The sequence below is a fragment of the Alkalicoccobacillus gibsonii genome (assembly GCF_016798245.1).
GTDB classification, from domain to species: Bacteria; Bacillota; Bacilli; order Bacillales; family Bacillaceae_D; genus Alkalicoccobacillus; species Alkalicoccobacillus gibsonii.
On sequence record NZ_JAEUZA010000003.1, the window covers coordinates 206079 to 229065 of the forward strand.

Genomic DNA, 22987 nt, shown 5'->3' on the forward strand with positions numbered 1-22987 from the left:
GTAAATCTCGCTGCTACAGGTATCATAGCTAATCTATTAATAGAAATCATTAATATTTAGAAAATTAAGAATAAAGTAATGTGGAGCTAGGCAAGAGAAAAAGTCCGTAGTCACAACCGTATTTTTGAGGGGAATTACTATGGAATCGTTGATTTATCGCTGAAATTTATCCGCTCATAATGAAATCATTTTATAGGATTTACATGATATGTGAGTGGAAGAATGATCGTAGCAAGATTAGAATAGTACGTAGAACAAAATAAGACTAAAGTTTTATCGAAACGTGCATGATGTAGAATAGTAAAGGAAGTGAATAGGTTTGAATCAGAACCAACTGGAAAACATCCAAAAGAAAGTGGAAATTGATGCACCAATCTATACAGTATGGTCGCTTGTATCAACACCATCAGGACTTGCACAATGGTTTATGCCAGGAGAAATCAAAGCAAGTGAGGGCCACGAGTTTAATTTAAAATCACCATTTGGACCTTCGCCATGTAAAGTTACTCGTGCAGAAGAGCCAAATCAGTTAACGTTTGATTGGGATACAGAAGGATGGTTTGTGGATGTGTGTCTCAAAGAAATGGGGGACAAAACCGAATGCACTGTCACACATGGCGGCTGGGGCGAAGCAGATGCCATCATAGGGAAAGCCAATGAAAAAAGTGCAGTGATCAGAGAAAGAATGGATGGCGGATGGACAGGCATTGTCTCAAAGTTAAAAGCGGTAGCTGAGGAATAGAAGATGGCAAGATAACATAAGCTTGCTGAACAATGAAAGATATTGAAAGTGAATAAAACAAGACTGATGATTTGATCAAAAAATCATCAGTCTTTTGTTTAATTATCTAATCTAGCGGAAGTGGGAACGTAGACTCCTGTGGATACAGTACGTGGTGAAGACTCTGCAGCGGTGCTTTTCCGCGTAAGAGGCTAAGGCCGTACCCACGGAAAGCGAAGTTTCCACTGGAGCGGAACTTCGCTCAATCTCTTTGTTTTATTCTCTTTAATCTCTTTTTATTTCCCCAACTCATGTATCACATGAGCTGTGCAACGAATGCCATTAAAGAAATGATCAAGGGTAATATTCTCGTTTGGTGAATGATTACGTTGATCAAAGTTCGCATATGGCATTAGCATAGAAGGAGCCTTTAGGATATTTGTCCATACGTAGTCAGGTAAGGACCCGCCCAGACTAGGTTGAATTAATGGCTGTTGATTAAACGCTTCTTTTATTCCTGCGATCGCTTGCTGAACAATGTGTGTATCTACGGGAGTTCTAGATGGATTCATTGAACCAAGAAAGCGAACGGTGGCCGTTGGATGATGAGACTTTACATGCGCTTCAATTTTTGAAAACACATCAGCGGGGTCCTGGTCGACCACTAGTCTAGTATCAATTTTCACACTCGCTTTAGAAGGTGTAATCGTCTTAACGCCTTGATCTAAATACCCACTCTTCATCCCAAAAATATTAAACGTAGGTTCCATCGTCAGCTTATGATGATAGCTTTGCCCATCTAAAGAAAGGGAAGGATAACCTATTTTTTCTCCGACCTCACTTGCGTTGAATGGGAGATCTTTTAATAGCTTCGTTTCTTCAGCTGTAGCAGGGCGGATATGATCGTAAAAGCCGTTAACGAGAACATGTCCATCCGAATCACGCATCGTGTGCAAAAGTTCAACTAGTTCCCAAGCAGGATTCGGAACGATATTTCCAGTGTTTCCTGAATGGTTGTCAAAGGCAGCGCCTTCTATCTCAATTTCAAGTGAAAGCATTCCACGTACTCCAAGTAGAACAAGTGGCTGGCCACTACTATGCGAGGAGCCATCAGCCGTATAGACAAGGTCAGACTTTAGCATATCCTTATGCTCTTCAACGAATTCAGGTAAGTGAACACTGCCCATTTCTTCTTCACCCTCAATCACAAACTTCAAATGAACAGGGAGAGTGCCAAAGCAGTCCAGGTATGCTTTTACACCTAAAAGCTGAGCAACAATTTGTCCTTTGTTATCACCGGCTCCACGAGCAAAGATTCGACCGTCACGAATGGTTGGTTCAAACGGAGGGCTTTGCCAGTGATCAAGTGGGTCAGGAGGCTGAACGTCATAATGTCCATATAATAAGATTGTCTTAGCTTCAGGATTATTAGACTTAAGTTCTCCGTAGAGAATGGGGTGGCCCTTTGTTTCATACACCTCAGGTTCCATCCCTACTTCTCTCATTAGGTCTTGCATAAGAGAGGCGCATTCTCTCATTCCTTTATTCTGCGTGCTGATGCTTTCTTGTCTTAGGATCTTAAATAATGTGTCGAGCGCCTGCTCTTTTTGTTCTGATACATACGCATCAATGGAGGGTAAACTCATGGTGTCAGTCCTTTCAGGATCGTTAACAATCGTTATCTAAATAGTTTAAATAGTCATTCCTTGAATTGCAAGAAACATTCGCTCATTCTATAAGTAGTTTGCATGAATGAAGAAGGAGGGTACATCATGTGTAAGGTCAAAGGACCCATCGTTGATGATCAGACTCGTTGTGTTCACTATCACTCAGAAACAGATATTATTGCAATTAAGTTTAAATGCTGCGGGCATTATTATGCTTGTTATCAATGCCACAATGAATGTGAGGATCATCAGATTGAAGTATGGCCAGAGGAAGAGTTTCATAATAAGGCGATACTATGTGGTGTGTGTAAGACAGAACTCACGATCGAGCAATACAAGAACTGTGACCATACCTGTCCTGTTTGTAGCTCTCTTTTTAATGAAGGATGTCTTTTACATTCTCATATCTACTTTCAGAAATAAGCCCTTATTTATAATTATTATTATTTGATATCTTATATTAAATGATATATAATATAGTTATAAGAGATAAGGAGTGTTTAGACATGACAAACCAAACCGTAGTAAAAGAATTAAACCAACAGCTAGCAGACTGGAATGTCCTTTATACAAAGCTTCACAATTTTCATTGGAATGTAAAAGGACCAGACTTCTTTACATTACATGCTAAATTTGAAGAGTTTTATAATGAAGCAGGCGTGCATATTGATGAGATCGCAGAACGCATACTTGCAATTAAAGGAAAACCGATTGCCACGATGAAGGAATTTCTTCAGACGTCAAATGTAGAAGAAGCAACTGGACAAGAAACGGCTAGAGATATGGTTGCAGCAATCGAAAGAGATTTTCATGCGGTTTCAACGCATGCTGAATCGGTTATTGAAGCAGCTGAAAAGGTTGAAGATGAATCAACAGCGGATATGTTCATTGCGTTAAAAGCAGAGCTTGAAAAGCATACGTGGATGCTTAATGCTTATTTAGGTTAATTAAATCGTATAAATGCCGGGCCCCTTTACTTAGAGGGTCCGGCATTTTTTTTGAAAATAGATTCCGCCTCGATAAACCATGAAGGAATGACGGATTGAAAGGCAGAATGATCCTGGATCACTGTGTCGAGTCTTTCAAGCATCTCGTCAAGCTGCTCTGGGGCGGCACGAATGGACCAAACGACAGATGAGAACACAGTCATTGCAGTATACACAGAGTACAATGGCCAAAACAAATCAGGTACTTGATTTCTGAAATAGCCATGGATTTGGCCGATTGAAAAAGGGACGCTTGTCTGGCGTGAAAATAAAGCAATTTTCACAAAATCATGATAAGGATCACCCCAGTCATAGCCGTTAAAGTCAATGGTTCCTGCAAACTGATTGTCTTTCATTAAGATATTTTTCAAGTGAAAATCATCATGCTGGAAGTGATTTGGGCGTCCCTTTAAAAGGTGCAGATTCGTCGTGATAAAATCGATGAGCTTTTGATCGTCCCGCACTTTTATAGAAGAGGCCTTGTATTGCTTTAAGTACCTATCATGCTTGGCAATTGCTCGATTCTTCCATGGTGCGATGGGTAGTGGAGCTTTTAATGTATGCATGAGTGCAAGCTGGTTTCCTGCTTCGTAGCCTATCCTGTATTGATCTGTATCCGAAAGAGTAGGTAGGATGATCTCTGCATCCTCGCCCTCTAAATAGGAATATAATTGATAGGTCATGTCTAAGGGTGCTAGGTACCCGGATTCTACAGGAGAAGGACAGATGACTCCTTCTTGATTAAGAGACAACAGGAGGCTTGCTTCCTGTTGTCTGTGTTGAAGAGTGTTAGAGTGACTTATTCGTAAAATCATTGGTAGCTCATGCTCGAATCGAACCATGAATTTGCGGTCAGAAGAAAATCCCTTCTGAATCGGTGTAATAGATGTAGCTTGGTTTATTCGGGAGATCTGTGACTGGAGTAAGACTGGATCAATCATGAGTAGCCTCAGATTTGTACTCTGTTAATAGCTTCGTCAGATTTCCAGTGTGCATGATGTGCAACCTGTGAAGCGCCCGCGTAATCCCAACATAAAGAAGCTTCATGAGCTCTGCTGTTTGCTGATAGCTTTGATCATCGGCATCGATTATTAGAACAGCGTCAAATTCGAGTCCTTTAGAAAGATAGACAGGCAAGATGGAGGTTCCACCATTATACGTTGCATCTTCTGCTTGGATAAATGTCATGTCCTCATGGATTTTCTGTAGTTGCTCGAATAAGTCAGCACAAGTTGTGTGCGTGCGTCCAATTACTGCAATCGTCTGATATCCTTCACTTTGCATGGATTGTATCCATGTACGAATTGCATTTACCTTTTCCTCTTCATACACTCGTTCAATTTTGACTGGTTCTCCGCTGCGAAAAACTGGCTCTGCTAGCACTCTACGCTTAGGAAACTGTTTTAAAAGATGGTTTGAGCATTCAATGATTTCTAGTGTAGAACGATAGCTTTTGTTCATTTCAAAATAAGCGGTTTTTTGTTCGCCAAATAATTCTTTAAAGGAAGACCACTCGTCAATGCCTTGTACGCTATGAATGCCTTGAGATAAATCGCCAAGGATTGTAAAGGACTGGCCTCGCGTTTGCTCCCTCAAGATGGCGATTTGATATGGAGAGAAATCCTGCGCTTCGTCAATGACAACGTGATCAAAGCGCTTATCCTTATCAATGCCAATCCACTTATGATAGATATGAAGAAGTGGGGCGAGATCCTCAGGCTCTATTTGATTTTCGTGAGTCGTGAGACCTTGTTGTTTTAAGATCTGAAGATAAAGCTTGTATGGCGTTCTTTTTTTCATCTTAGCTAGATACTTTCTTGCTTGTTCCAAAGCGTGTTTACGAAGCTCCTGCTGTTCTTTTTGATCTAAGTGATGCTGCTGCTTTACTTCAATTTCAATCCATCGTTTCATACGAGCCTTTAAACGTTCTTGTTTCCCTTGGACAGAAGAATGGGCAAAGTCTGTGTTGCGCCATTGTGAGATGGTCTCATGAGCGATCTTTGCGCCATCCCAAGGGATAAAGTCCGTTGTAGGAAACACGTTTTCTTCTAATACTTCTAATTCCTGTTCAATCAATTCCTTAAAGGCAACGGAGCCTTTAAACGAAGTCGCTTCATCTACAGAGGAGTCAGCTTGCTCAAAACGCTTCTGTAGCTTGTTTGTCTGATTGGCTAATTGAATAGTGGGGTCGTCAAGCACACTCAAAGCCCATTCGCTAAAGGTGGTTTGTTGAATATGCCCCACACCTAATTCAGGGAGAACTTGAGAGATGTAATCTAAAAACATGGCATTGGGTGCAAAAATAATCATGTTCTCTGCCTGCATCTGTTCGCGGTATTCATAAAGCAAGTAAGCGAGTCTATGCAAAGCGACGGTTGTTTTTCCACTTCCAGCGACTCCTTGAATAATGACAGCTTGATTTTTCTGATGGCGGATAATTTCGTTTTGTTCTCCCTGGATCGTTGAGACGATGTCTTGCAAACGATTATCCTTTTGCTCACCAAGCTTATAAAGGAGAAACTCATCTCCGCCACTACTTGTTGATTCGCCTTGCTTGTAGCTATCTACGACCCGCATCAATTCTTGTTCACGGATCATAATGTTCCGCTTTAGCTCAATCGTGCCATCAATGATTCCTTCGGGTGCTTCGTAATACACGTCATCCTCGCTACCCGAGAAGGCATAGAATAGGCTGGAAACAGGCGCCCTCCAATCGACAACGAGGACCTCTCCCGTTTGATCATCATGTACACCCGCTTTTCCAATGTATAAGGGAGTCGCTTCAGACTTTCCATATTCCTCAAAGTCTAATCGACCAAAGTAAGGCTCCTCGGTTGCTTTTTTCATTACTTGCCGTTGGCGTTCGCGGCTGTCTTCAAGAACCTGTTCATTGAAGTCATCACCGTGGTACCGGGGAAGAGCCTCAAGTTGTTTCTGATAGGCTAGGATCTTTATTAATTTTTCACGTAGTGCATGCTGTTCCTCTTGATACGACTGGTTCATGTAATCGCCTCCTTCTAAAACTATTTTGGGTGAATAGCAAAAAAAAATATAGACTTATATTTAAAAATTTGCTAAGCTACATACTATACAACTGCCAAAAATAATTATTACATATATTGGAAAAGAGATGCCTTTCTAAGGTGTCTCTTTTTTCATGTTTGATTCGGATATTCTACGACTTGAGAGTAAATCCTACCATAAAGGAGTGGTAGAATTGAACTCGAGAAAAAGCTGGTTACTAGGTGTCATTGTTTTTGTACTGCTATTTAACGTAAGTGCAACTCAGGGACAAGCTGTTACCTTTAAGGAGCTTCCACAGGTAATGGAGTCAGACCAATGGACTGTTTCACTAAACGTGGCAACAAATGATTCACGTATTCAAAAGCCAAATCCTAAATTGTTTGATACATACGAGCTTAAAGTGGAGAATAAGATGGGCGACATGGGTGCTGTGATGGTGAGAGCTTATCGAGACGAACCTGATACAGATGTGAGATACGGTCTAGCGATTATGGACGAACGACAAACCAAAGGGTTACTAACACTGGGAGGGACAGCTACTCATTCGGCAATGTCCGTCACAAAAAAAGCAAAGCAAATTGAAGTAGATGTTCTTTGGACTACTGGTGTAGAAGGCGATCGACCTTATAAAGAAACGTTTATTTTTAAACAGTAAAAGCCTGCTTCACTTATGATACACTAAGGAAAAAAGTGGAGGGACCCATTGTGGATATTCTTCGCGCACTCAAAGAAATGTCAAAAACATTAAACGAAGGAACAGATGTTACGTCAATGCTAACACCTGTCCTAACTAAGCTTTTACAAGTGACTAGCTTATCGAGTGGATGGATTTTTCTTATTGATGAGAAGGGAAGCCATACTCTTGTTGCCGAAGCGAATCTACCTGAAGCGCTAACTTGTGCAAAAGGACGATTGCTTAAAAAAGGAGGCTGCTGGTGTAAACGCCAGTTCCTAAATGGTGAATTAACGAGCGCTGTAAACATGCTAGAATGTCAGCGGTTGGAGCTAGCAGTTGACCAAAAGCTTGGAGATACAAAGGATTTGACTCATCATGCAACCATTCCCATTCATGCTGGAGAGCAGCCGATCGGAATTCTTAATGTGGCTTCACCTGGAAAGATTCATTTTAAAGAGGATGAACTGAATTTACTGGAAACGATCGGATACCAAATTGGAACGGCGATCAAAAGAGTTCAATTGTATGAGCAGGAAGCAACACGAGCCGGTGAGTACAGTCAGTTAAGTTCTTTTTTACAGCGCTTGCATACGCTAACTTACGAAAGCTCTGATCAAATATTAAGTAATGAATTGATTCATGCCTTTCATCTAACACAAGAAGATATCGATTTCACATCACCAATTGAGCATCTATCCTTTCTACATACGGAAAAACTAAGCCAAGAGCTTCGGTCTCATCTTCAGGAGCATTTATGTCTTTTTAAAGAAAGACAGCGTCTTTTAGAACTAGAAGAGCTGCTCACTCAACAAAAAGAGAGAGAGAAGCTGGCACATGATTTGCATGATTCGGTCAACCAACTTCTGTTTTCCTTACAATTGCGACTAAAAGGATTGTCTATGCGATTAAGCGAGCCTTCAATGAAAGACGAGCTTCGAAGTGTAACGGATATCGTTCAAGAAGCTCTGAAAGAATTAAAAGAAGTGATTCAAGTAAGGCGATCTGATGGAGCTGAGCTTGATTTATCTAAGCAAATCCTAAGATATGGGCAACTTGTTGGAATAAGGGTAGAGCTCTCAAACGAACAGAAGGTACTCTTTAGTGAAGAAGAACAAAAAGAAGTTTATCGAATTGTACAAGAAGCGATAAACAACACGAAAAAACACGCGGGAACGGAAGAAGTACAGATTTTCTTACATAAGAATAATCAGCTAAGAAAAGTAACTATTGTGGATACAGGTAAAGGCTTTGATGTAAACAAGGGCATCCCCTTTAACACAATTGGCCTTAAAGGCATTCGTCTCCGAGCCCAAAAGATAAATGGAGTCGCAACTTTAACAACAAAAAAAGAAGAAGGGACAACGTGGGAAATCATCCTTCCTAAGAGGAGAGGAGAATCGCATGAATCTATTAATTGTTGATGATCATCACATGGTACGTAAGGGATTGATCTACTTCCTAGAGGCTATACCAACGTTTCAGGTCGTGGCAGAGGCAACAAATGGACAGGAAGCGATCGAATTATATGATCAGCATAAGCCCGATGTGGTCTTGATGGACGTAGATATGCCTGTTTTAGATGGAATCCAAGCAACAACCGAGATTAAAGCAAGATGGCCTGCAGCGCGGATCTTAATTGTGACAAGCTTTGCGGATCAGGACTACGTAATCCCCGCTCTACAGGCTGGCGCATCTGGCTACCAGCTTAAGGATGTTGAGCCGGAAGAACTCGTTGAAACCATCAAAGCAGTCTACAAAGGTGAAAATAAACTACACCCACACGTCATGAAGCATGTTTTGTCGCATGTAACCTATGATTCTACGAAACAACGGTTAAACAGCTTAACAGAAAGAGAAGTGGATGTTTTAAAGGAGATCAGTACAGGCAAAAGTAATAAAGACATTGCAGAGGCTCTCTTTATCTCAGAGAAAACCGTTAAAACGCACATGTCCAATATTTTGTCTAAGCTAGAGCTTGCTGATAGAACGCAAGCGGCCTTATTTGCGATTCAAGCGGGCATTGCAAAACCCATCATTCTATAGAGGAATTGAAGGAGAATATCAATGAAACAATATCGATGGTTAATTGGCGCAGGAGCAAGCTTACTTATTATGATCCTAGGTTTTATCATTCAGATTGAAGTGGATTCACCAGAAGATGAGACCGTCATTATCGACTATACATTAACAGAATACAGCGCCCCGGCTTGCTTTGACGATGCGGGCTTTACAAATAATATTGACGAAGCGACTTATGGAGAGATGGAGGACTCAGCGTTCTCTCCAGAATCAGAATGTACAACAGATGCGTTCCAATCCGAATCAGTTCCCTTGTGGTTCTGGTACTTTAGATAAGATTTAAGCAGAATAAAGTGAGTAAGGACGAATGATTCGATCTCAGAATCATTCGTCCTTTTTCGTTTATTTATCTACATCAAAAGTCTGAGAGAAGATCCTTCCTTTGTGGCTATTTTGGGATGGGTTAGATTGGTAAATTAAATGTACACAATAGCTAGGGGGAATGAAACATGAATGCTGTACAAATACGAATAGCACGACCAACTGACCAATTAGAACGTGTCATTGAATTTTACGAAAAAGGGTTAGGATTAACGAGGGTTGGATCCTTTCAAAAGCATAGTGGCTATAACGGGGTAATGTATGGATTACCTGATGCGACATATCATCTTGAATTCACTCAGCATATCGAGGGCAGCCCATGTCCCGCACCTACAGAAGATAACCTACTTGTGTTTTATGTGCCTGAATACGCGGAGATCAAACAGGTAGCAGATCGGTTGAGTCTGTTAGGATACGTGGAGGTAGAACCTGAAAATCCATATTGGTCCGAGAAAGGAATCACCATCGAGGACCCGGATGGCTGGCGGATCGTGCTCATGAATACAAAAGGATTGCAGTAGATCGAAGGGAGCTTCCTGATGTTGGCTATTTATAGACAATGGGCTTGTGATAAAAGGCGTAAATACATTCAAGAGGCAGAGGCAGCTCGGTTAGCGACAGGTCTCAGATCATACAATAGATCAATCTTTCAATGGATAAAGAAGGAGAGTAAGAGAAAAGACCCCTCTGCTTTGAAGGGAGAGAGGTAATAAAAAGGAATTAATCCACAGCAACACGGAAGGCGTGGCTTGTGTCTCCTATATCCCATGAAGCAAACGTTCTATAGTAATAAACACCCGGTTCATCAGGTAACTCAAAGTCTTGTTGATCAAGAGTGACTTCAACTTCAGAGTCATCGTCAGCAGTCTGGAATACGACACCTAGTGTTTTAGGATCCTCTGCTCCAGAATAAGAAATCGTAACATTCGAATTAGGTGCAAAGGAAGGGGCTTCTCCTTCTTTTGCCTTTTCAAGGAGTAAAGGATCTTCTGTATCCGCGCATTCAGAGATAGAATGTTTCTTCGAGCGTTCCTCTGACCAACAATATGAACCTTGCGTTGTGCTTAGAATTTCATCATTTATGGTGACAGTTAATAATGGTGGAACAATTGTTAATGGCGGACTCGGTACCTCGGTTGGATTTGTTTTATTTTCAGACAACGTACCGGCCTGACATCCAAAGAGAATGGCACACATACTAAACACAAGCAAAACAAGTGTTCTTTTTCTCATATTCAACCACCTCGAATGTTTTTTATGATTATACTATATATTGGTAAAAATACTAGTGTTAAAAGACATGGGGTCGTGTATGAGTCCATGTCTTTTTCTTAATTAAACGTTTGTTTAAGGGTCAAAATATGTCCTATTTTAACTGTTAATTGAAGGAAATGACAGTGTGGATCGAGAAGTGTTTATATAAAGTGAGGTGTAGGGGTATGGAAAATAAATTTGATCAGTTAGAAAATCAATTTACGTATGCTGAACGAACCGCACATCAGGAATGGATCGAGCTCATCCTTTCTAAGGTTAAGCTAGAGGGTAAAAGAGTAGCGGATATTGGCTGTGGAGGTGGAATCTATACGAGAATGCTAGCGGAATTTGGTCCGCATTCTGTTTTAGGTGTTGATTCCTCTAAGCGTATGCTTGAAGCAGCTCAAGAGAAAACAATGAGTGATACCATCGAATACGTCTACGCAGATGGAGAGAATTTAGCCCCTCTTCCCGATGGGAGTCTTGATATCGTTGTCGAACGGGCTGTCATTCATCATTTATCTGAACTGCTTCCTAACATGAAAGAGATTTCTCGTGTGCTCTCACAAGAGGATGGAGTGGCAATTATTCAAGATCGAACCCCAGAGGACTGTTTAATAGAAGGAACATCAACGCATATACGGGGCTATCTATTCGAATGTTTCCCATTTCTAGCCGAAACGGAGAAGACGCGCAGATTCTCAGACGAAGCTGTTCAAAAAGCGATGATGAAAGCAGGCTTCAAGCGTGTAGAAAGGGTGGAGTTATGGGAGACGCGCTCCGTGTATTCAACCATGAATGAACTGGCAGAAGATCTGCAGTCAAGAAGAGGACGTACTATATTACATGAGTTAAGCGACGAGCAACTAACTAATTTTGTGAATTATGTCTCTTCAAAACTTCCACAAGACCAAGAGATTATCGAGAAAGATCGTTGGAGTATATGGTTTGGCTTTCGCAACTAGAGGGAGGCAGGTAAAGAAATGATGAACGAGTTAAAAGTCGTAATTGGAGCTGGAGGCTACAATAATAATCCAGGTTGGCTTCATACAGAAGAGAATGAGCTAAATCTACTTAAGCGTTCAAGCTGGAGTGAAAAATTTAAAAAGGAAACGATCTCAGCATGTGTGGCTGAACATGTATGGGAACATCTTACTTATGATGAAGGCTTTCTTGCAGCAAATCTTGTAAGAGACTATTTGAGAGTAGGTGGACATATTCGTTGTGCTGTACCTGATGGATTCTTTCCAAATGAGGAGTACCAACGGATGGTTCAAGTGGGAGGACCTGGGCCAGAGGATCACCCCGCCTTTGATCATAAGATTGTGTATACATACCAGACGCTGCAATCTCTTTTTGAGAAGGCTGGCTATCAAGTCACCTTGCTAGAGTATTTCGATGAGCAAGGAATTTTTCATAAAAAAGAGTGGAGTAGAGCAGACGGGGTTATTTTTAGATCATCTCAGTGTGATCCAAGAAATCAAGGCGATGTCCCAACATTTCCATCGCTTATCATTGATGCAACGAAAATAGATACAAATGATAGGGGAGAAACGTTACATGTGGAAGCAGGAGTTACTTGAAACAGATCAGGGTATATTTGAAGTGTTTGTTAAAGGTGAAGGCGACCCTTTATGTGTGACTCATCTATACAGTGAGTTTAACGAACGCGGCAACTATTTTGCTGAGCCTTTTACGGAATTATTTACAGTGTATTTAGTGAACTTACGTAGTGCAGGAAACTCGCGTCAAGCGGATGTGGATAGCGAGCTTAGCATGCAACAAAGTGTTATTGATTTGGAAGCGATTCGTCGTGCGTTGCAAATCGATACGTGGAGCTTTGCTGGTCATTCAACAGGGGCCATGCTTGGGCTTGTGTATGCCGTAGCGTTCCCAGATTCATTGGAAAAGATTCTTATTAACGCGGGTGCTGGAAGTTATGAGTATATGAATCATCCTGACTGCATCTACAATCGCTCAAATCCAGTTAATTCAAGAGTTCTACAACTACTTGATATCATGAAAACGAGTGAATCAGTCGATGATAGAAGGGCTGCAGGTAGAGAATGGACCGAGCTGTCACTTTATCGCCCGGAACGTTATGATGAGTATTTTTCGAAGCCAAGTAGTGGAAAGGTCGTCGGGAGTCGCCTTAATTATTTTTCGTATCAGGAATTACCTGAGTTTAACTTGCTCGAGCAGCTTCCTCATGTAACATTGCCTGCCATCATAAGTTGTGGAAAGCACGACAGACAATGTCCGCTTGATTGCTCCATTCAGATTCATGAAAGCTTGCCGCATTCAGAGCTTGTTATCTTTAATGAAAGCAATCATAATGCCTTCTTAGAAGAGGAACAAGCGTTTAAACGGCTTGTTCATACATTTAACCAACTTAGAGATTGACCATCTAAGAATGAATCGGGGAATGTGTATTGGGAATATTCGTTTTCCTTAAAAAGTACAAGGCAATGGTGGGAATCTCCATTGTACTAGTGTTAATGGAATTAAGTGTCGAGCTGTTTCATCCGTATTTGCTTGCTCGAATGATTGATGATGGAGTTATGCAAGGGGATATGGAGACGGTTGTTTTTTGGGGCATAATTATGATGGGACTAACACTACTGGCCTTTGGAGCAGGAGTGCTTAATTCCTTTTTTGCGACCCATGCAGGTCAGAGTACTGGCTATGACATCCGAGAACAGGTGTATAAACGAATTCAATACTCTTCCTTTGACCGTCTCAAACAATTTGCTACCTCTTCATTAATTATGAGGCTGACAAATGATGTGACGCAAATTCAAAATAGTATTGTGATGACTCTTCGTTACATGTTACGTCCGCCGTTAGTCATCGTCGGTGCATTAACTATGGCTCTTATTATCAACTATCGCTTAGCTCTCGTTTTAGTTGTTGTAATACCGATTGTAATTCTACTTGTTGGGTGGGTGTTCAAAAAGGGCGCAAATCAATTTAAGTTGGTTCAAACAAAGCTTGATGGTGTCAATCATGTGATGAGGGAGAATTTACTAGGATTCAAGCTCGTTAAAGCCTTTGTCAGAAGAACAACAGAAGCGAGCAGGTTTTTAAATGTAAATAAGAGCCTAAGAGATAAGCTGATTTCCTCCTTACGGTTAATCGAATTAACCCAGCCGATGTTGTTGTTATTAATGAATGGATCGATTCTTCTCATTCTTTGGTTTGGAAGTGAGTCCATACCCACAGGAGCGATTTCTGTCGGTGATGTTGTAGCTGTTGTTAATTATGTTTTGCGCATATCAGCCGCGCTTTCTTCCATCCCACTCGTGATCATGACTTTTTCAAGAGCAAAGGCTTCCTCTGAACGATTGACAGAGGTGTTAAATTCTCTTGAGGAAGAAAAGACAGATGAAGATCAAGCGATTTCTAAACAAATGAAAGGGAGCATACAGTTTCAAGATGTGACGTTTTCGTATGAAGAGAAAGAGGTCCCAGACCTTGAGGAGATTAGCTTCCAGGTTCAATCTGGGCAACGTGTTGCGATTATGGGAGCAACAGGGTCGGGTAAGTCTGCACTCTTTCAACTAATCCCACGTCTATATCGGCCGAAATCAGGCGAGATTAGGATTGACGAGCAACCACTTGAATCCTTTAACGTTATTCACATGAGAAGGCAAATAAGCTATGTTGCACAGGAGACCTTTCTTTTCTCGGGTAGTATCAGAGACAACATTTGTTGGGGGAAGCCTGATGCGACCGATGAAGAGATGATTCAAGCTGCGAAGGATGCGCAGATTCATGATGTGATCATGACGTTACCGAATCAATATGATGCTGCTGTTAGTCAAAGAGGAAGCAACTTATCTGGAGGACAGAAGCAACGAATTGCTATCGCACGAGCGTTAATTCGAAATCCTCGTATCTTGCTACTAGACGATAGCACGAGTGCATTAGATACGAAGACGGAGCAACGTTTCTTACACGCCCTCAAACAGTATGAATGTACAACTCTCATGATTACGCAAAAGGTATCAACCGCTATGACATCCGACTACATTGTGATCATAGATCAAGGACGAATTGTCGCACAAGGCTCACATCAAGAATCAAAGAAAAAGTCCAAATTTTACCAGGCGATGCTTGCTTCTCAGCAAAAAGATGCGATCTAAAAAAGCTATCCTGACAACATGTCGGGATAGCTTTCTTCTATTTTTTGCGCATTGAACGAAAGATAAAGCTAACAATTAAGACAAGGATAATGGCACCAAGTAATGCAGGGATGATAGCAAATCCACCTGCTGAAGGACCCCAATCTCCAAATAACCAGCCACCAAGGTTGGCTCCAATAAAACCAGCAATAATATTACCAATAATACCAAATGGTACGCCTTTGCCTGTAATGGCTCCAGCTGCCCAACCGATTAAACCACCAATAATTAAACTCCATATAAAGCCCATGTGAATTCCTCCTTCCATCTTTGTAGATTGTGCTTAGTATTTCCGAGAAAGGAGGAATTATGTCGTATCCTTAAAAAAAGTAGAATTGGAAAGCTATGGTCTGAACGCAATCGCTTCTTTCTCAGCTTCTAAAAGCTCTTTAATAATCTGGTCGGCATCTTCAATTGAGTGGATAAGAGGATCCGTTAACATAGCTCTTCTAAGTTTAATTGGATCATTTTCGACGACAGCTTGAGCGGTTAATTCGTGCGTATCCAAAATGACTTCTTGTAAGCCTCTTATTCCTCTTGGCATTTCACCGACAGGAAGGGGGGTTATCCCATCCATTGAAACGTCACAAAGTAACTCAAGGAACGCATCATCATTCATATTGGTAACGGCCCCGTTGTTTTGGGTATTAATGTAGAAGGTTTGACCTGATCCTGAGACCATACTTTCAATGACATCAGTCGCGTGATCTGGGCCATATGTGTTTAGATATTCCTTTATAGGAGTCTTACCAGAAAGGAAGTCATCAATTTCCTTCCACATCTCATCATGTCTCTCGTATCTTTCTTCCGTTTCCCAAATAGAAAGAGGAGGAATGATCGATTCTTTGGTGCCAAGTCCTTGCCAATAAGGAACGTATTCTTTCGTATGAGCTGTACATGTAGGAACATAGCCAAAGATTTCATATAGCTGATAGCTTATTGCGTCATTAAAAAGTGCTTTGGCACCAACGTCGCCTCCAACAGTTTCTGTTTCTCCTGATTTTCGTAAGGAATCAGCAATGAGTGGAGCTACGTCCTTTCCTTGATAATCAGCCTTTAAAAGCCACGTAAAATGATTAACCCCTGCAATTCTCAAATCAAACTGCTTATCAATTGTTTCGCTGTAATCGCTTGCATTTTTAATCATTCCAGCTCTCTCTGCATAGAGAATTTTCTTGTGTGGCATGTGGTGAGAATCGCATAAAGCAAAGCTCTTTAACTTTGGCCAGTATCTCTTAAGAGCCATACCATGGACAGTAGATGGGTTAATATAATTGATCACCCACGCATCTGGGCATACCTCCTGGATATCTTTTGCGCAAGCCATGATTTCTGGAAGCTCTCTCATCGCCCTGAAGATTCCTCCAGGCCCAATAGTATCTCCTGAACACATTCTAATGCCGTATTTCTCGGATATTTCACAGTCAATTCCTCTGTACTTCACTGTATTATTCGCAAAACTTAAGATGACAAAATCTGCCCCATCCAACACGTCTAAGCGATCTGTTGAACCTTCAATTGTCAAAGGGACATTGTTTTCCTCAGCGACCATTTTTGCAAGAGTAACAAGTTTGTTGAGCCTATCTGTGTTTGTATCAATGAGCGAAAGCGTACCCTTATTCAGATGTGGTGAATGAACCATTTGCCAAATGGCCTGCCTACCAAAAAATAAACTGCCTGCTCCTAAAACAACTACTTTTGGATGCTTCATGTCAATTCCTCCCACGTTCATTCTTTAATCCTTTATACTTTGAATTATAGATAGGAAATGAAAATGAACCATAAGCTAAAGTATGAGATAAATGTCTTAAAGTAAGATGCTAATCAAGTCATACAAAAAGAGGTGCTTGTCTGTTGCAGAACTTAGGCATTTTTAATACCCTTTCTGAATTTGTATTGATCAGGATTAATTTAGCCAGCGAGATTACTCACTTTAAAGGCTGGATCGAAAGTAAAAAGCATCTTGATTACGATTTGTGGTATATCGAAAACGGCGAGATGGAGTTACAAGTAGGGGATAAGACGTTTATTGTGAAGGAAAAAGATATGGTTCTTTTCGGTCCTAGGATTGCTTACACAGCAACAGTGATAAGTAAGAGCTGCTCCTTTCACTTTATTCATTTTGATTTTTCACTTGGTGAGCATTCTCGAATTTTAGATCATTATGATTTAACGGGTATTATCTCTCCTAACATAGCAAAAGAAGAGAGGGAGTTACTTTTGGGGGCTTACTCAGGCTATAAGATGAACGTTCCGTTGTCTGCGATTCGGTTAAAGGGCAGTCTTACCATCTTACTGTCCAAGGTCATAGAGAGTTACGGAGCTGGCAAGTATAGAGGGGCATTCAACGAATCCTTAGATGACTCAAACCCTATAACAAACCTTCAACCCGTGTTCAGCTACATTCAAGAACATTATTCAAAGTCCATTCGGATTCAAGATTTGGCTGAACTAGTCGGCATTTCTGAAAAATATTTTATCTCCTACTTTAAACAAGCATTCGGAGTCACACCAGGCAGGTATATTTACCAATTTAAAATGAATGAAGCGAGAAAGTTATTGTTAAGTAAGAAATATAGCATTCAAGAGATCGCAAGCATGTTGGGTTATTCGGATCCATTCAGTTTTTCAAAATCCTTTAAGAAGTACTACACAATCTCCCCGTCAGATTTTTGTTAAAAAGCTTTCCAATTATATCTAAAATGGTTTTTCAGCAGAAACACCTTAACCTGTGTTACATTATAAGTTGATATAAAGCTTAATAGAGGTGTTTAGTATGGAAATGACAGTAGGTAGAAATGAACCATGTCCGTGTGGCAGTGGTAAAAAATATAAGAAATGCTGCATGAATAAAAAGCAAGTGACAGATATCAACCAAGCGCGTGAAGAGCGTGTTGCACAGCAAAAGCATCAGCTGACTAAAAAGCTACAGGCTTTTATGGATAAAAAGGTTACATATAGTGAATTCTTAACCCTTCAATCAGAATTTCATCGTCGTTCAAACCGATTAATTCCTGAACGGATTGAAGAAGGGTATGTGAACTTCTGGCTGAACTTCTTTTATGCCCACGAGAATGGATTAACAGGAGTAAAGTGGTTTTTAAAAGAAGAAGGCCATCGTCTTCAATCAGCTGAAAAGGAATTAGCGGAACAATGGACAACGCTTAAGCCACGTTTGGTACAAGCTGTAGATCAGCTAGAGCAGGAGATCGTATTCAAGGACCTTTACACAGAGGAAACCTTCAAAATGACGAAGGATACCGAGAACCTTCCAACCTTCAGACCTTGGTACGGGACAGTTGGTCTTATTGAATTCTTTGGAGAAACGCCTTTCTTTAATGGTATTCGTATTCTTCAAGGACCGGATCACGTGGAACGCGCTAAGCTCGCTATTGATGCGTTAATGGCTGAAGAAAAGGTTTCACATGAGGAAGCCATGACTCAGTATTTCCCTGAAGTGTTAGGAGCATTACTTGCGAAGGAACAACGCCCGTTTGCAATGAACCAGAAAAAAACGATTCAAATGACAATTGAAGCAGATGTAGAACAAACTCAGGCGTTCGCCACTTTACTTAAGGATCGCGACGAATTTGTCGTTTACGATTGGCGCGATCAGCAAAAGCACTTAACACAGGCAGAAAATTGGGCTACGTATAAAGACAGTGCGGTTGATAGTGAAGTGTTAATGGCTGATGCAGTAGCGGCACTTGAGTTCTCTGGAACTCACATGACGTATACCACTTACACAGAAGAGAAGGTTGAATGGTTTAAACAACTGCTTGAAGACTATCCACAGTTTGTAAAAAGTTATAAGGAGTCAGCGAGCTTGCATCCAGTTGGGGCTATGGCTTCTTCGAATAAGCTATTGCAAATGACAGGCGAGCCACCTGAATATTTTGCTTTGTACGCGGAACAAGCTAAGTCGTTTGATTTAAGTGCTCCAATTCCTGCACTTGATCAGCACAGTATTTACGAGCTGGTTGATAACAATCAAATGGATGCGGCAGAGAGCTGGTTTAGACAAAGTGAGTTTAATCTTTATGATAAAGTGATCACAAAGTATCAAACCGTAGATATCACGTTTGATATCAATCATTTCCGTAAAGAGGTTGGCTTACCTGAGTCTCCGTTTGTTACTCAAAAAGAAAGCCGAGAGAGTAGTGTCAAACCAATCTATTATCACAACAATCAATTCCTTTCTGTTAAACAAGAGGATATTGAAACGTATGAAGACTTAGGATTTAGTCCAGCTACAGTAGATGCGTTTTACCACGATCCGATTCTGCGCTTCTTCAAAGAGAAAACAGATGGAAAGGCCGCAGGTACAGTTCGTAAATACCGTACAAGCTTATTTACCATTCGTTATTCGTTAGAAGTACAGAGAACAAAGGATTGGTCTGATTGTACAAAAGACTTCTGGAGAAAACATTTACTTATTGACCTATTTGAAAATGATGTCATTAGCCAAACGCAGGTGAAAGACCTACTGAGCACAATTAAAGCATTTACCAAGTGGCTAGATCAGAACACAGGCACAGCTATTCATGCAGACGCTGCTGCGGTTTGTTCGGAGCTTGAGTCTTCTTTAATTGAAGCAGTTCAGGTGTATAATCTATCATCCGATTCAGGACGATTCTCGTTACCTCAGTATCAGAAGGTTGATCCCAAAGCAACAGGTGGACTGTTTAAGGTAACAGAAGTGACTGAAGATCGAGTACACGTTAAGTCAATGGACACGAAAGATACCGTCACGTTTGCCTTACCGAAGAAAGCACAAAAACTAGTGAACGAAGAACTCATCCTTGAAGCAGTAGTGGATGAAGATGAGAATCAAGAAACGGTATTAGTAAAACTGTTAAACGTTTATCCGAAAGAAGCGTTTCAGTATCTGTAAAAAAGAAATAGCTCTTGTCAGATTCGACAAATTCTGATATTGTGTTTTTAACACAACACAACCACATATTCTTATTAAGAGGAGCAGAGGGACTGGCCCGATGATGCTTCAGCAACCCCGTGATTACGGAAGGTGCTAATTCCTGCAGGTGAAAGACCTGGATAATAAGAGCTGAATGACTTACAACAATCATTTCAACCCTCTTATTTTTAGTTAAATAAGAGGGTTTTTATTATTTTTAGGAAAACATGAAGGTAAGGGTAAGAGATCGCTTTCAAACCTTAGTATCCTCATCGATATAGACTATTTATAAGGGAAGGCAGGTACGACCATTGATTGAATTCAAAGGAGTTAGCAAGGTATTTAAAACAAAGGATCGTGAAGTAAAAGCACTTGATGACGTGACCTTTCGTGTGGAAAAAGGACAAATCGCCGGTGTTATAGGATTCAGTGGAGCAGGGAAGAGTACATTGATTCGTAGTGTGAATCTGCTTGAGCGGCCAACAGACGGAGATGTCATTGTAAACGGTCAGAGCATCATGTCTTTAAAGGGAAGCCAATTGCAAAAGGCCAAGCGCGATATCGGTATGATCTTCCAGCACTTTAATTTGCTTCAATCAAAAACGGTGTTTGAAAATGTAGCAGTACCACTACGACTAGTTCGCACACCTCAAGCTGAAGTGAAAAAGCGTGTAGCTGAACTACTTGAGTTTGTTGGATTATCAGATAAAGCGGATAGCTATCCAGAACAGCTTTCAGGTGGACAAAAGCAGCGTATTGGAATTGCCCGCGCGCTTGCATCGAACCCAGCCGTTCTACTATGTGATGAGGCAACCTCTGCTCTTGATCCAGAAACAACAAGTGCGATCCTTCAGCTTCTGAAGCGAGTGAATACGGAATTCAACGTGACGATTTTAATCATCACTCATGAGATGGGTGTCATTCGTGAAATCTGCGATAAAGTGGCCGTCATGGAGTCAGGAAGAATCATTGAAGAAGGCACGGTACTTGATGTTTTCTCAAAACCACAGCATCAGACAACGAAAAACTTTGTTCGCTCAGTGGTAAATGATCAAATTCCAGCAAGTGTACGACGTATTCTGGAACAAGGGTCGGAAAAAACAAGAATCTACAAAATTGAATTTATTGGTGAATCTTCAGGGAAACCCCTTTTGTCTGAGCTTGTTAGAAAATTTGACGTCGATGTTAATGTTCTCTTTGGAAACATCACAGAAATTCAAGACACACCATTTGGGAGCTTAACAGTCGAAGTCCAAGGTGAACCAAAATCACTAGAAGCAGCATTTCAATTTATTTTAGATAAAGATTTACTCGTATCGGAGGTGAAACTTGATGCTTGAGAGCCTACCAGAATCCATTAGACCAAACATTTCAACAGATATTCTGATTACCTCCCTTTATGAAACGTTATATATGGTGTTCTTATCCTTATTGTTTTCAGCGATTATCGGTATCTTACTTGGGGTCGTACTAGTTGTTACACGAAAAGGGCATATTCTTGAATGTACATGGCTCTTTAATATATTGAACCCAATTATTAATGTATTGCGGTCCATTCCCTTTATTATTTTAATGGTGGCCATTATTCCGTTCACACGACTTATTGTAGGAAGTGCTGTTGGAATGGAAGCGGCCGTTGTACCACTCGTTGTATATGCAGCACCGTATATTGCGAGGTTAATTGAGAACTCACTACTTGAAGTTGATCCTGGCATTATTGAAGCCGCGGATTCAATGGGAGCGTCAAAAGCACAGATCATTTTCCGTTTCCTACTACCGGAAGCAAAAGGCTCACTCATTTTAAGTATTACAACAGCTACCATTGGACTTGTCGGTGCAACGGCGATGGCAGGTGCAATTGGTGCAGGTGGAATCGGTAACGTGGCAATCACATACGGATATCAGCGTTTCGACAACGCCACAATGGTAATCACAGTTATTTTATTAATTGTCATGGTCCAAGGGTTACAATCACTTGGAAACTTACTTGCTAAGAGATCGAGAAGAAGATAATAAAATAGAAAAAAGGGTGGAGAGTATCATGAAAAACACATTAAAACTATTAGTAGCAGGCCTTGGAATCGCAGCGTTAACTGCATGTGGTTCAGGAGACGAAGAAGAAACTGTCAAAATCGGTATTGCAGGAACAGATGCGCGTCAGTGGGATTTTATCTCTGATATCGCAAAAGAAGAAGGCATTAACATTGATATCGTGAGCTTTAATGACTATGTTCAACCAAACCAGGCGCTTGCTGATGGAGACATTGACGCGAATGCGTTCCAGACCGTTTCATACTTCGATAACTTTAGAGAAGAGAATAATTTAGATCTAGAAGCTATAGGGACAACGGTTCTTGCACCACTGGGCATTTATTCTGATCGTTACGATTCTATTGAAGACATTCCAGACGGAGCAGAGATTTTAATTGCGAACGAAGTAACAAACCAAGCGCGTAACCTTATGCTTTTACAAGAAGCAGGTTTACTTGAGCTTGATGATGACTTTGGTGTAACAAGCGGGTTGGATAAAATTAAAGACAACCCAAAGAATCTTAAGCTGACGGAGATTGTTCCCGCGAACGCTCCAAGATTAATGCAAGACGTAGACGCTGCTGTCATTAATAATGGAATTGCTGTTGATGCAGGACTCAGCCCAACAGAAGATTCACTTGCGCGTGAAGATGAAACAGCAACGCCTTACATCAATATCATTGCTGCGCGCGGAGATAACGCCGACGATCCAACACTTCAGCGTATCGTTGAAATTTATCAATCAGATGAAGTAAAAGAATACATTGAAGAGGAATACAAAGGAGCAACCATTCCTACGTATATTTCTTTAGACGAATTAAATAGCTACCCGCGTTAATATGAAAAAGAGGCTGATCCAAAACATCAAAGTTGCGAGTAAAACACGAATATAGCAAAAAAACCGCTGCAGGAGAAACCCTCGCTTTCCGCGGACACGGCTTCAGCCTCATCCGTGGAAAAACACCACTGCTGAGTCTTCAGACACGTGTTTTTCCGCAGGAGTCTCGGATTCTCCTTCCGCTCCTTTTTTCAAAAAACACAAATGGCGAATGATTCGATCGTAGAATCATTCGCCATTTTCTAGTTGTTCATTAGTTTTGTCTCAGCTCCTTTTCTTAATGTTCTACAT

At 41.0% G+C, this 22987-nt stretch carries 23 protein-coding genes and 1 riboswitch; of the genes, 17 read left to right on the plus strand and 6 right to left on the minus strand.

The window, feature by feature from the left end; genetic code table 11:
- The first annotated feature begins 319 nt into the window (after window positions 1-319).
- Window positions 320-742 carry an SRPBCC family protein gene (locus JNO66_RS12645; RefSeq protein WP_203088663.1) on the plus strand — a complete coding sequence of 141 codons (423 nt, stop codon included), beginning with the start codon at window positions 320-322 and terminating at the stop codon, window positions 740-742.
- 275 nt (window positions 743-1017) lie between these two features.
- On the opposite strand, the gene JNO66_RS12650 is transcribed toward JNO66_RS12645, so the two are convergent.
- Entirely contained in the window at window positions 1018-2367 is a 1350-nt protein-coding gene (locus JNO66_RS12650; protein WP_203088665.1) for a M20/M25/M40 family metallo-hydrolase, read from the minus strand.
- A gap of 126 nt (window positions 2368-2493) precedes the next feature.
- Here JNO66_RS12650 and JNO66_RS12655 point away from each other — a divergent pair, with 126 nt between their 5' ends.
- The gene (locus tag JNO66_RS12655; protein ID WP_203088667.1) at window positions 2494-2811 is read left to right on the plus strand and encodes a CHY zinc finger protein; all 318 of its coding nucleotides are present in this window, start codon (window positions 2494-2496) and stop codon (window positions 2809-2811) included.
- 83 nt (window positions 2812-2894) lie between these two features.
- The gene (locus JNO66_RS12660; protein WP_203088669.1) at window positions 2895-3335 is read left to right on the plus strand and encodes a Dps family protein; all 441 of its coding nucleotides are present in this window, start codon (window positions 2895-2897) and stop codon (window positions 3333-3335) included.
- Window positions 3336-3361: 26 nt separating this feature from the next.
- Here the strand turns inward: JNO66_RS12660 and JNO66_RS12665 are convergent, their stop codons facing one another.
- Together JNO66_RS12665 and JNO66_RS12670 are read right to left on the minus strand one after the other, a co-directional pair.
- The gene (locus JNO66_RS12665) at window positions 3362-4315 is read right to left on the minus strand and encodes an aminoglycoside phosphotransferase family protein (protein WP_203088670.1); all 954 of its coding nucleotides are present in this window, start codon (window positions 4313-4315) and stop codon (window positions 3362-3364) included.
- Complete coding sequence (locus JNO66_RS12670) at window positions 4308-6377, minus strand: HelD family protein (RefSeq protein ID WP_203088671.1); 2070 nt, start codon at window positions 6375-6377, stop codon at window positions 4308-4310. The genes JNO66_RS12665 and JNO66_RS12670 overlap by 8 nt, the downstream gene beginning before the upstream one ends.
- Window positions 6378-6591: 214 nt before the next feature.
- On the opposite strand from JNO66_RS12670, the gene JNO66_RS12675 reads away from it, so the two are divergent.
- From JNO66_RS12675 to JNO66_RS12695, 5 genes are all read left to right on the plus strand, one after another.
- Window positions 6592-7053: a hypothetical protein gene (locus JNO66_RS12675; protein ID WP_203088672.1), complete on the plus strand. Its 462-nt coding sequence runs from the start codon at window positions 6592-6594 to the stop codon at window positions 7051-7053.
- A gap of 50 nt (window positions 7054-7103) precedes the next feature.
- On the plus strand, window positions 7104-8495 hold the full coding sequence (locus tag JNO66_RS12680; protein WP_203088673.1) for a GAF domain-containing sensor histidine kinase: 1392 nt from the start codon (window positions 7104-7106) through the stop codon (window positions 8493-8495).
- The gene (locus JNO66_RS12685; RefSeq protein WP_203088674.1) at window positions 8476-9117 is read left to right on the plus strand and encodes a response regulator; all 642 of its coding nucleotides are present in this window, start codon (window positions 8476-8478) and stop codon (window positions 9115-9117) included. The genes JNO66_RS12680 and JNO66_RS12685 overlap by 20 nt, the downstream gene beginning before the upstream one ends.
- Window positions 9118-9138: 21 nt before the next feature.
- Window positions 9139-9429 carry a hypothetical protein gene (locus JNO66_RS12690; protein WP_203088675.1) on the plus strand — a complete coding sequence of 97 codons (291 nt, stop codon included), beginning with the start codon at window positions 9139-9141 and terminating at the stop codon, window positions 9427-9429.
- A gap of 173 nt (window positions 9430-9602) precedes the next feature.
- A complete protein-coding gene (locus JNO66_RS12695) occupies window positions 9603-9995 on the plus strand; it encodes a VOC family protein (protein ID WP_203088676.1) in 393 nt (130 codons plus the stop codon).
- A gap of 199 nt (window positions 9996-10194) precedes the next feature.
- On the opposite strand, the gene JNO66_RS12700 is transcribed toward JNO66_RS12695, so the two are convergent.
- A complete protein-coding gene (locus tag JNO66_RS12700) occupies window positions 10195-10707 on the minus strand; it encodes a hypothetical protein (RefSeq protein ID WP_203088678.1) in 513 nt (170 codons plus the stop codon).
- 206 nt (window positions 10708-10913) lie between these two features.
- Here JNO66_RS12700 and JNO66_RS12705 point away from each other — a divergent pair, with 206 nt between their 5' ends.
- From JNO66_RS12705 to JNO66_RS12720, 4 genes are all read left to right on the plus strand, one after another.
- Window positions 10914-11693, plus strand: a complete 780-nt coding sequence (locus JNO66_RS12705) for a class I SAM-dependent methyltransferase (RefSeq protein WP_203088680.1) — start codon at window positions 10914-10916, stop codon at window positions 11691-11693.
- Window positions 11694-11711: 18 nt separating this feature from the next.
- Window positions 11712-12311, plus strand: a complete 600-nt coding sequence (locus JNO66_RS12710) for a class I SAM-dependent methyltransferase (RefSeq protein WP_203088682.1) — start codon at window positions 11712-11714, stop codon at window positions 12309-12311.
- Entirely contained in the window at window positions 12289-13131 is an 843-nt protein-coding gene (locus JNO66_RS12715) for an alpha/beta fold hydrolase (protein WP_203088684.1), read from the plus strand. Before JNO66_RS12710 ends, JNO66_RS12715 begins: the two co-directional genes overlap by 23 nt.
- A 65-nt stretch (window positions 13132-13196) precedes the next feature.
- Entirely contained in the window at window positions 13197-14873 is a 1677-nt protein-coding gene (locus tag JNO66_RS12720; protein WP_203089347.1) for an ABC transporter ATP-binding protein, read from the plus strand.
- A gap of 37 nt (window positions 14874-14910) precedes the next feature.
- Here the strand turns inward: JNO66_RS12720 and JNO66_RS12725 are convergent, their stop codons facing one another.
- Window positions 14911-15162 carry a GlsB/YeaQ/YmgE family stress response membrane protein gene (locus tag JNO66_RS12725; RefSeq protein WP_203088686.1) on the minus strand — a complete coding sequence of 84 codons (252 nt, stop codon included), beginning with the start codon at window positions 15160-15162 and terminating at the stop codon, window positions 14911-14913.
- 93 nt (window positions 15163-15255) lie between these two features.
- Window positions 15256-16623 carry a family 4 glycosyl hydrolase gene (locus tag JNO66_RS12730; RefSeq protein WP_246483273.1) on the minus strand — a complete coding sequence of 456 codons (1368 nt, stop codon included), beginning with the start codon at window positions 16621-16623 and terminating at the stop codon, window positions 15256-15258.
- Between the two features lie 143 nt (window positions 16624-16766).
- Here JNO66_RS12730 and JNO66_RS12735 point away from each other — a divergent pair, with 143 nt between their 5' ends.
- From JNO66_RS12735 to JNO66_RS12755, 5 genes are all read left to right on the plus strand, one after another.
- The gene (locus JNO66_RS12735) at window positions 16767-17591 is read left to right on the plus strand and encodes an AraC family transcriptional regulator (RefSeq protein WP_203088690.1); all 825 of its coding nucleotides are present in this window, start codon (window positions 16767-16769) and stop codon (window positions 17589-17591) included.
- A gap of 97 nt (window positions 17592-17688) precedes the next feature.
- Window positions 17689-19806 carry a YecA family protein gene (locus tag JNO66_RS12740; RefSeq protein WP_203088692.1) on the plus strand — a complete coding sequence of 706 codons (2118 nt, stop codon included), beginning with the start codon at window positions 17689-17691 and terminating at the stop codon, window positions 19804-19806.
- Window positions 19807-19874: 68 nt separating this feature from the next.
- Window positions 19875-19977, plus strand: a riboswitch (SAM riboswitch).
- A 161-nt stretch (window positions 19978-20138) separates the two neighbouring features.
- Window positions 20139-21167, plus strand: coding sequence for a methionine ABC transporter ATP-binding protein (locus tag JNO66_RS12745; protein WP_203088694.1), 1029 nt, complete (start codon window positions 20139-20141; stop codon window positions 21165-21167).
- Window positions 21160-21840, plus strand: coding sequence for a methionine ABC transporter permease (locus JNO66_RS12750; protein ID WP_203088696.1), 681 nt, complete (start codon window positions 21160-21162; stop codon window positions 21838-21840). Before JNO66_RS12745 ends, JNO66_RS12750 begins: the two co-directional genes overlap by 8 nt.
- Before the next feature lie 28 nt (window positions 21841-21868).
- Window positions 21869-22696, plus strand: a complete 828-nt coding sequence (locus JNO66_RS12755; RefSeq protein ID WP_203088698.1) for a MetQ/NlpA family ABC transporter substrate-binding protein — start codon at window positions 21869-21871, stop codon at window positions 22694-22696.
- Window positions 22697-22987 lie beyond the last annotated feature (291 nt).

Excerpts from the sequence above, each read along its gene's own strand:
- JNO66_RS12755 (WP_203088698.1), top strand. The coding sequence starts at position 21,869 with ATGAAAAACACATTAAAACTATTAGTAGCAGGCCTTGGAATCGCAGCG.
- JNO66_RS12705 (WP_203088680.1), top strand. The coding sequence starts at position 10,914 with ATGGAAAATAAATTTGATCAGTTAGAAAATCAATTTACGTATGCTGAA.
- JNO66_RS12720 (WP_203089347.1), top strand. The coding sequence starts at position 13,197 with ATGGTGGGAATCTCCATTGTACTAGTGTTAATGGAATTAAGTGTCGAG.
- JNO66_RS12710 (WP_203088682.1), top strand. The coding sequence starts at position 11,712 with ATGATGAACGAGTTAAAAGTCGTAATTGGAGCTGGAGGCTACAATAAT.
- JNO66_RS12750 (WP_203088696.1), top strand. The coding sequence starts at position 21,160 with ATGCTTGAGAGCCTACCAGAATCCATTAGACCAAACATTTCAACAGAT.
- JNO66_RS12700 (WP_203088678.1), bottom strand. The coding sequence starts at position 10,707 with ATGAGAAAAAGAACACTTGTTTTGCTTGTGTTTAGTATGTGTGCCATT.
- JNO66_RS12685 (WP_203088674.1), top strand. The coding sequence starts at position 8,476 with ATGAATCTATTAATTGTTGATGATCATCACATGGTACGTAAGGGATTG.
- JNO66_RS12660 (WP_203088669.1), top strand. The coding sequence starts at position 2,895 with ATGACAAACCAAACCGTAGTAAAAGAATTAAACCAACAGCTAGCAGAC.
- JNO66_RS12690 (WP_203088675.1), top strand. The coding sequence starts at position 9,139 with ATGAAACAATATCGATGGTTAATTGGCGCAGGAGCAAGCTTACTTATT.
- JNO66_RS12740 (WP_203088692.1), top strand. The coding sequence starts at position 17,689 with ATGGAAATGACAGTAGGTAGAAATGAACCATGTCCGTGTGGCAGTGGT.
- JNO66_RS12715 (WP_203088684.1), top strand. The coding sequence starts at position 12,289 with ATGTGGAAGCAGGAGTTACTTGAAACAGATCAGGGTATATTTGAAGTG.
- JNO66_RS12670 (WP_203088671.1), bottom strand. The coding sequence starts at position 6,377 with ATGAACCAGTCGTATCAAGAGGAACAGCATGCACTACGTGAAAAATTA.
- JNO66_RS12695 (WP_203088676.1), top strand. The coding sequence starts at position 9,603 with ATGAATGCTGTACAAATACGAATAGCACGACCAACTGACCAATTAGAA.
- JNO66_RS12665 (WP_203088670.1), bottom strand. The coding sequence starts at position 4,315 with ATGATTGATCCAGTCTTACTCCAGTCACAGATCTCCCGAATAAACCAA.
- JNO66_RS12730 (WP_246483273.1), bottom strand. The coding sequence starts at position 16,623 with ATGAAGCATCCAAAAGTAGTTGTTTTAGGAGCAGGCAGTTTATTTTTT.
- JNO66_RS12655 (WP_203088667.1), top strand. The coding sequence starts at position 2,494 with ATGTGTAAGGTCAAAGGACCCATCGTTGATGATCAGACTCGTTGTGTT.
- JNO66_RS12650 (WP_203088665.1), bottom strand. The coding sequence starts at position 2,367 with ATGAGTTTACCCTCCATTGATGCGTATGTATCAGAACAAAAAGAGCAG.
- JNO66_RS12725 (WP_203088686.1), bottom strand. The coding sequence starts at position 15,162 with ATGGGCTTTATATGGAGTTTAATTATTGGTGGTTTAATCGGTTGGGCA.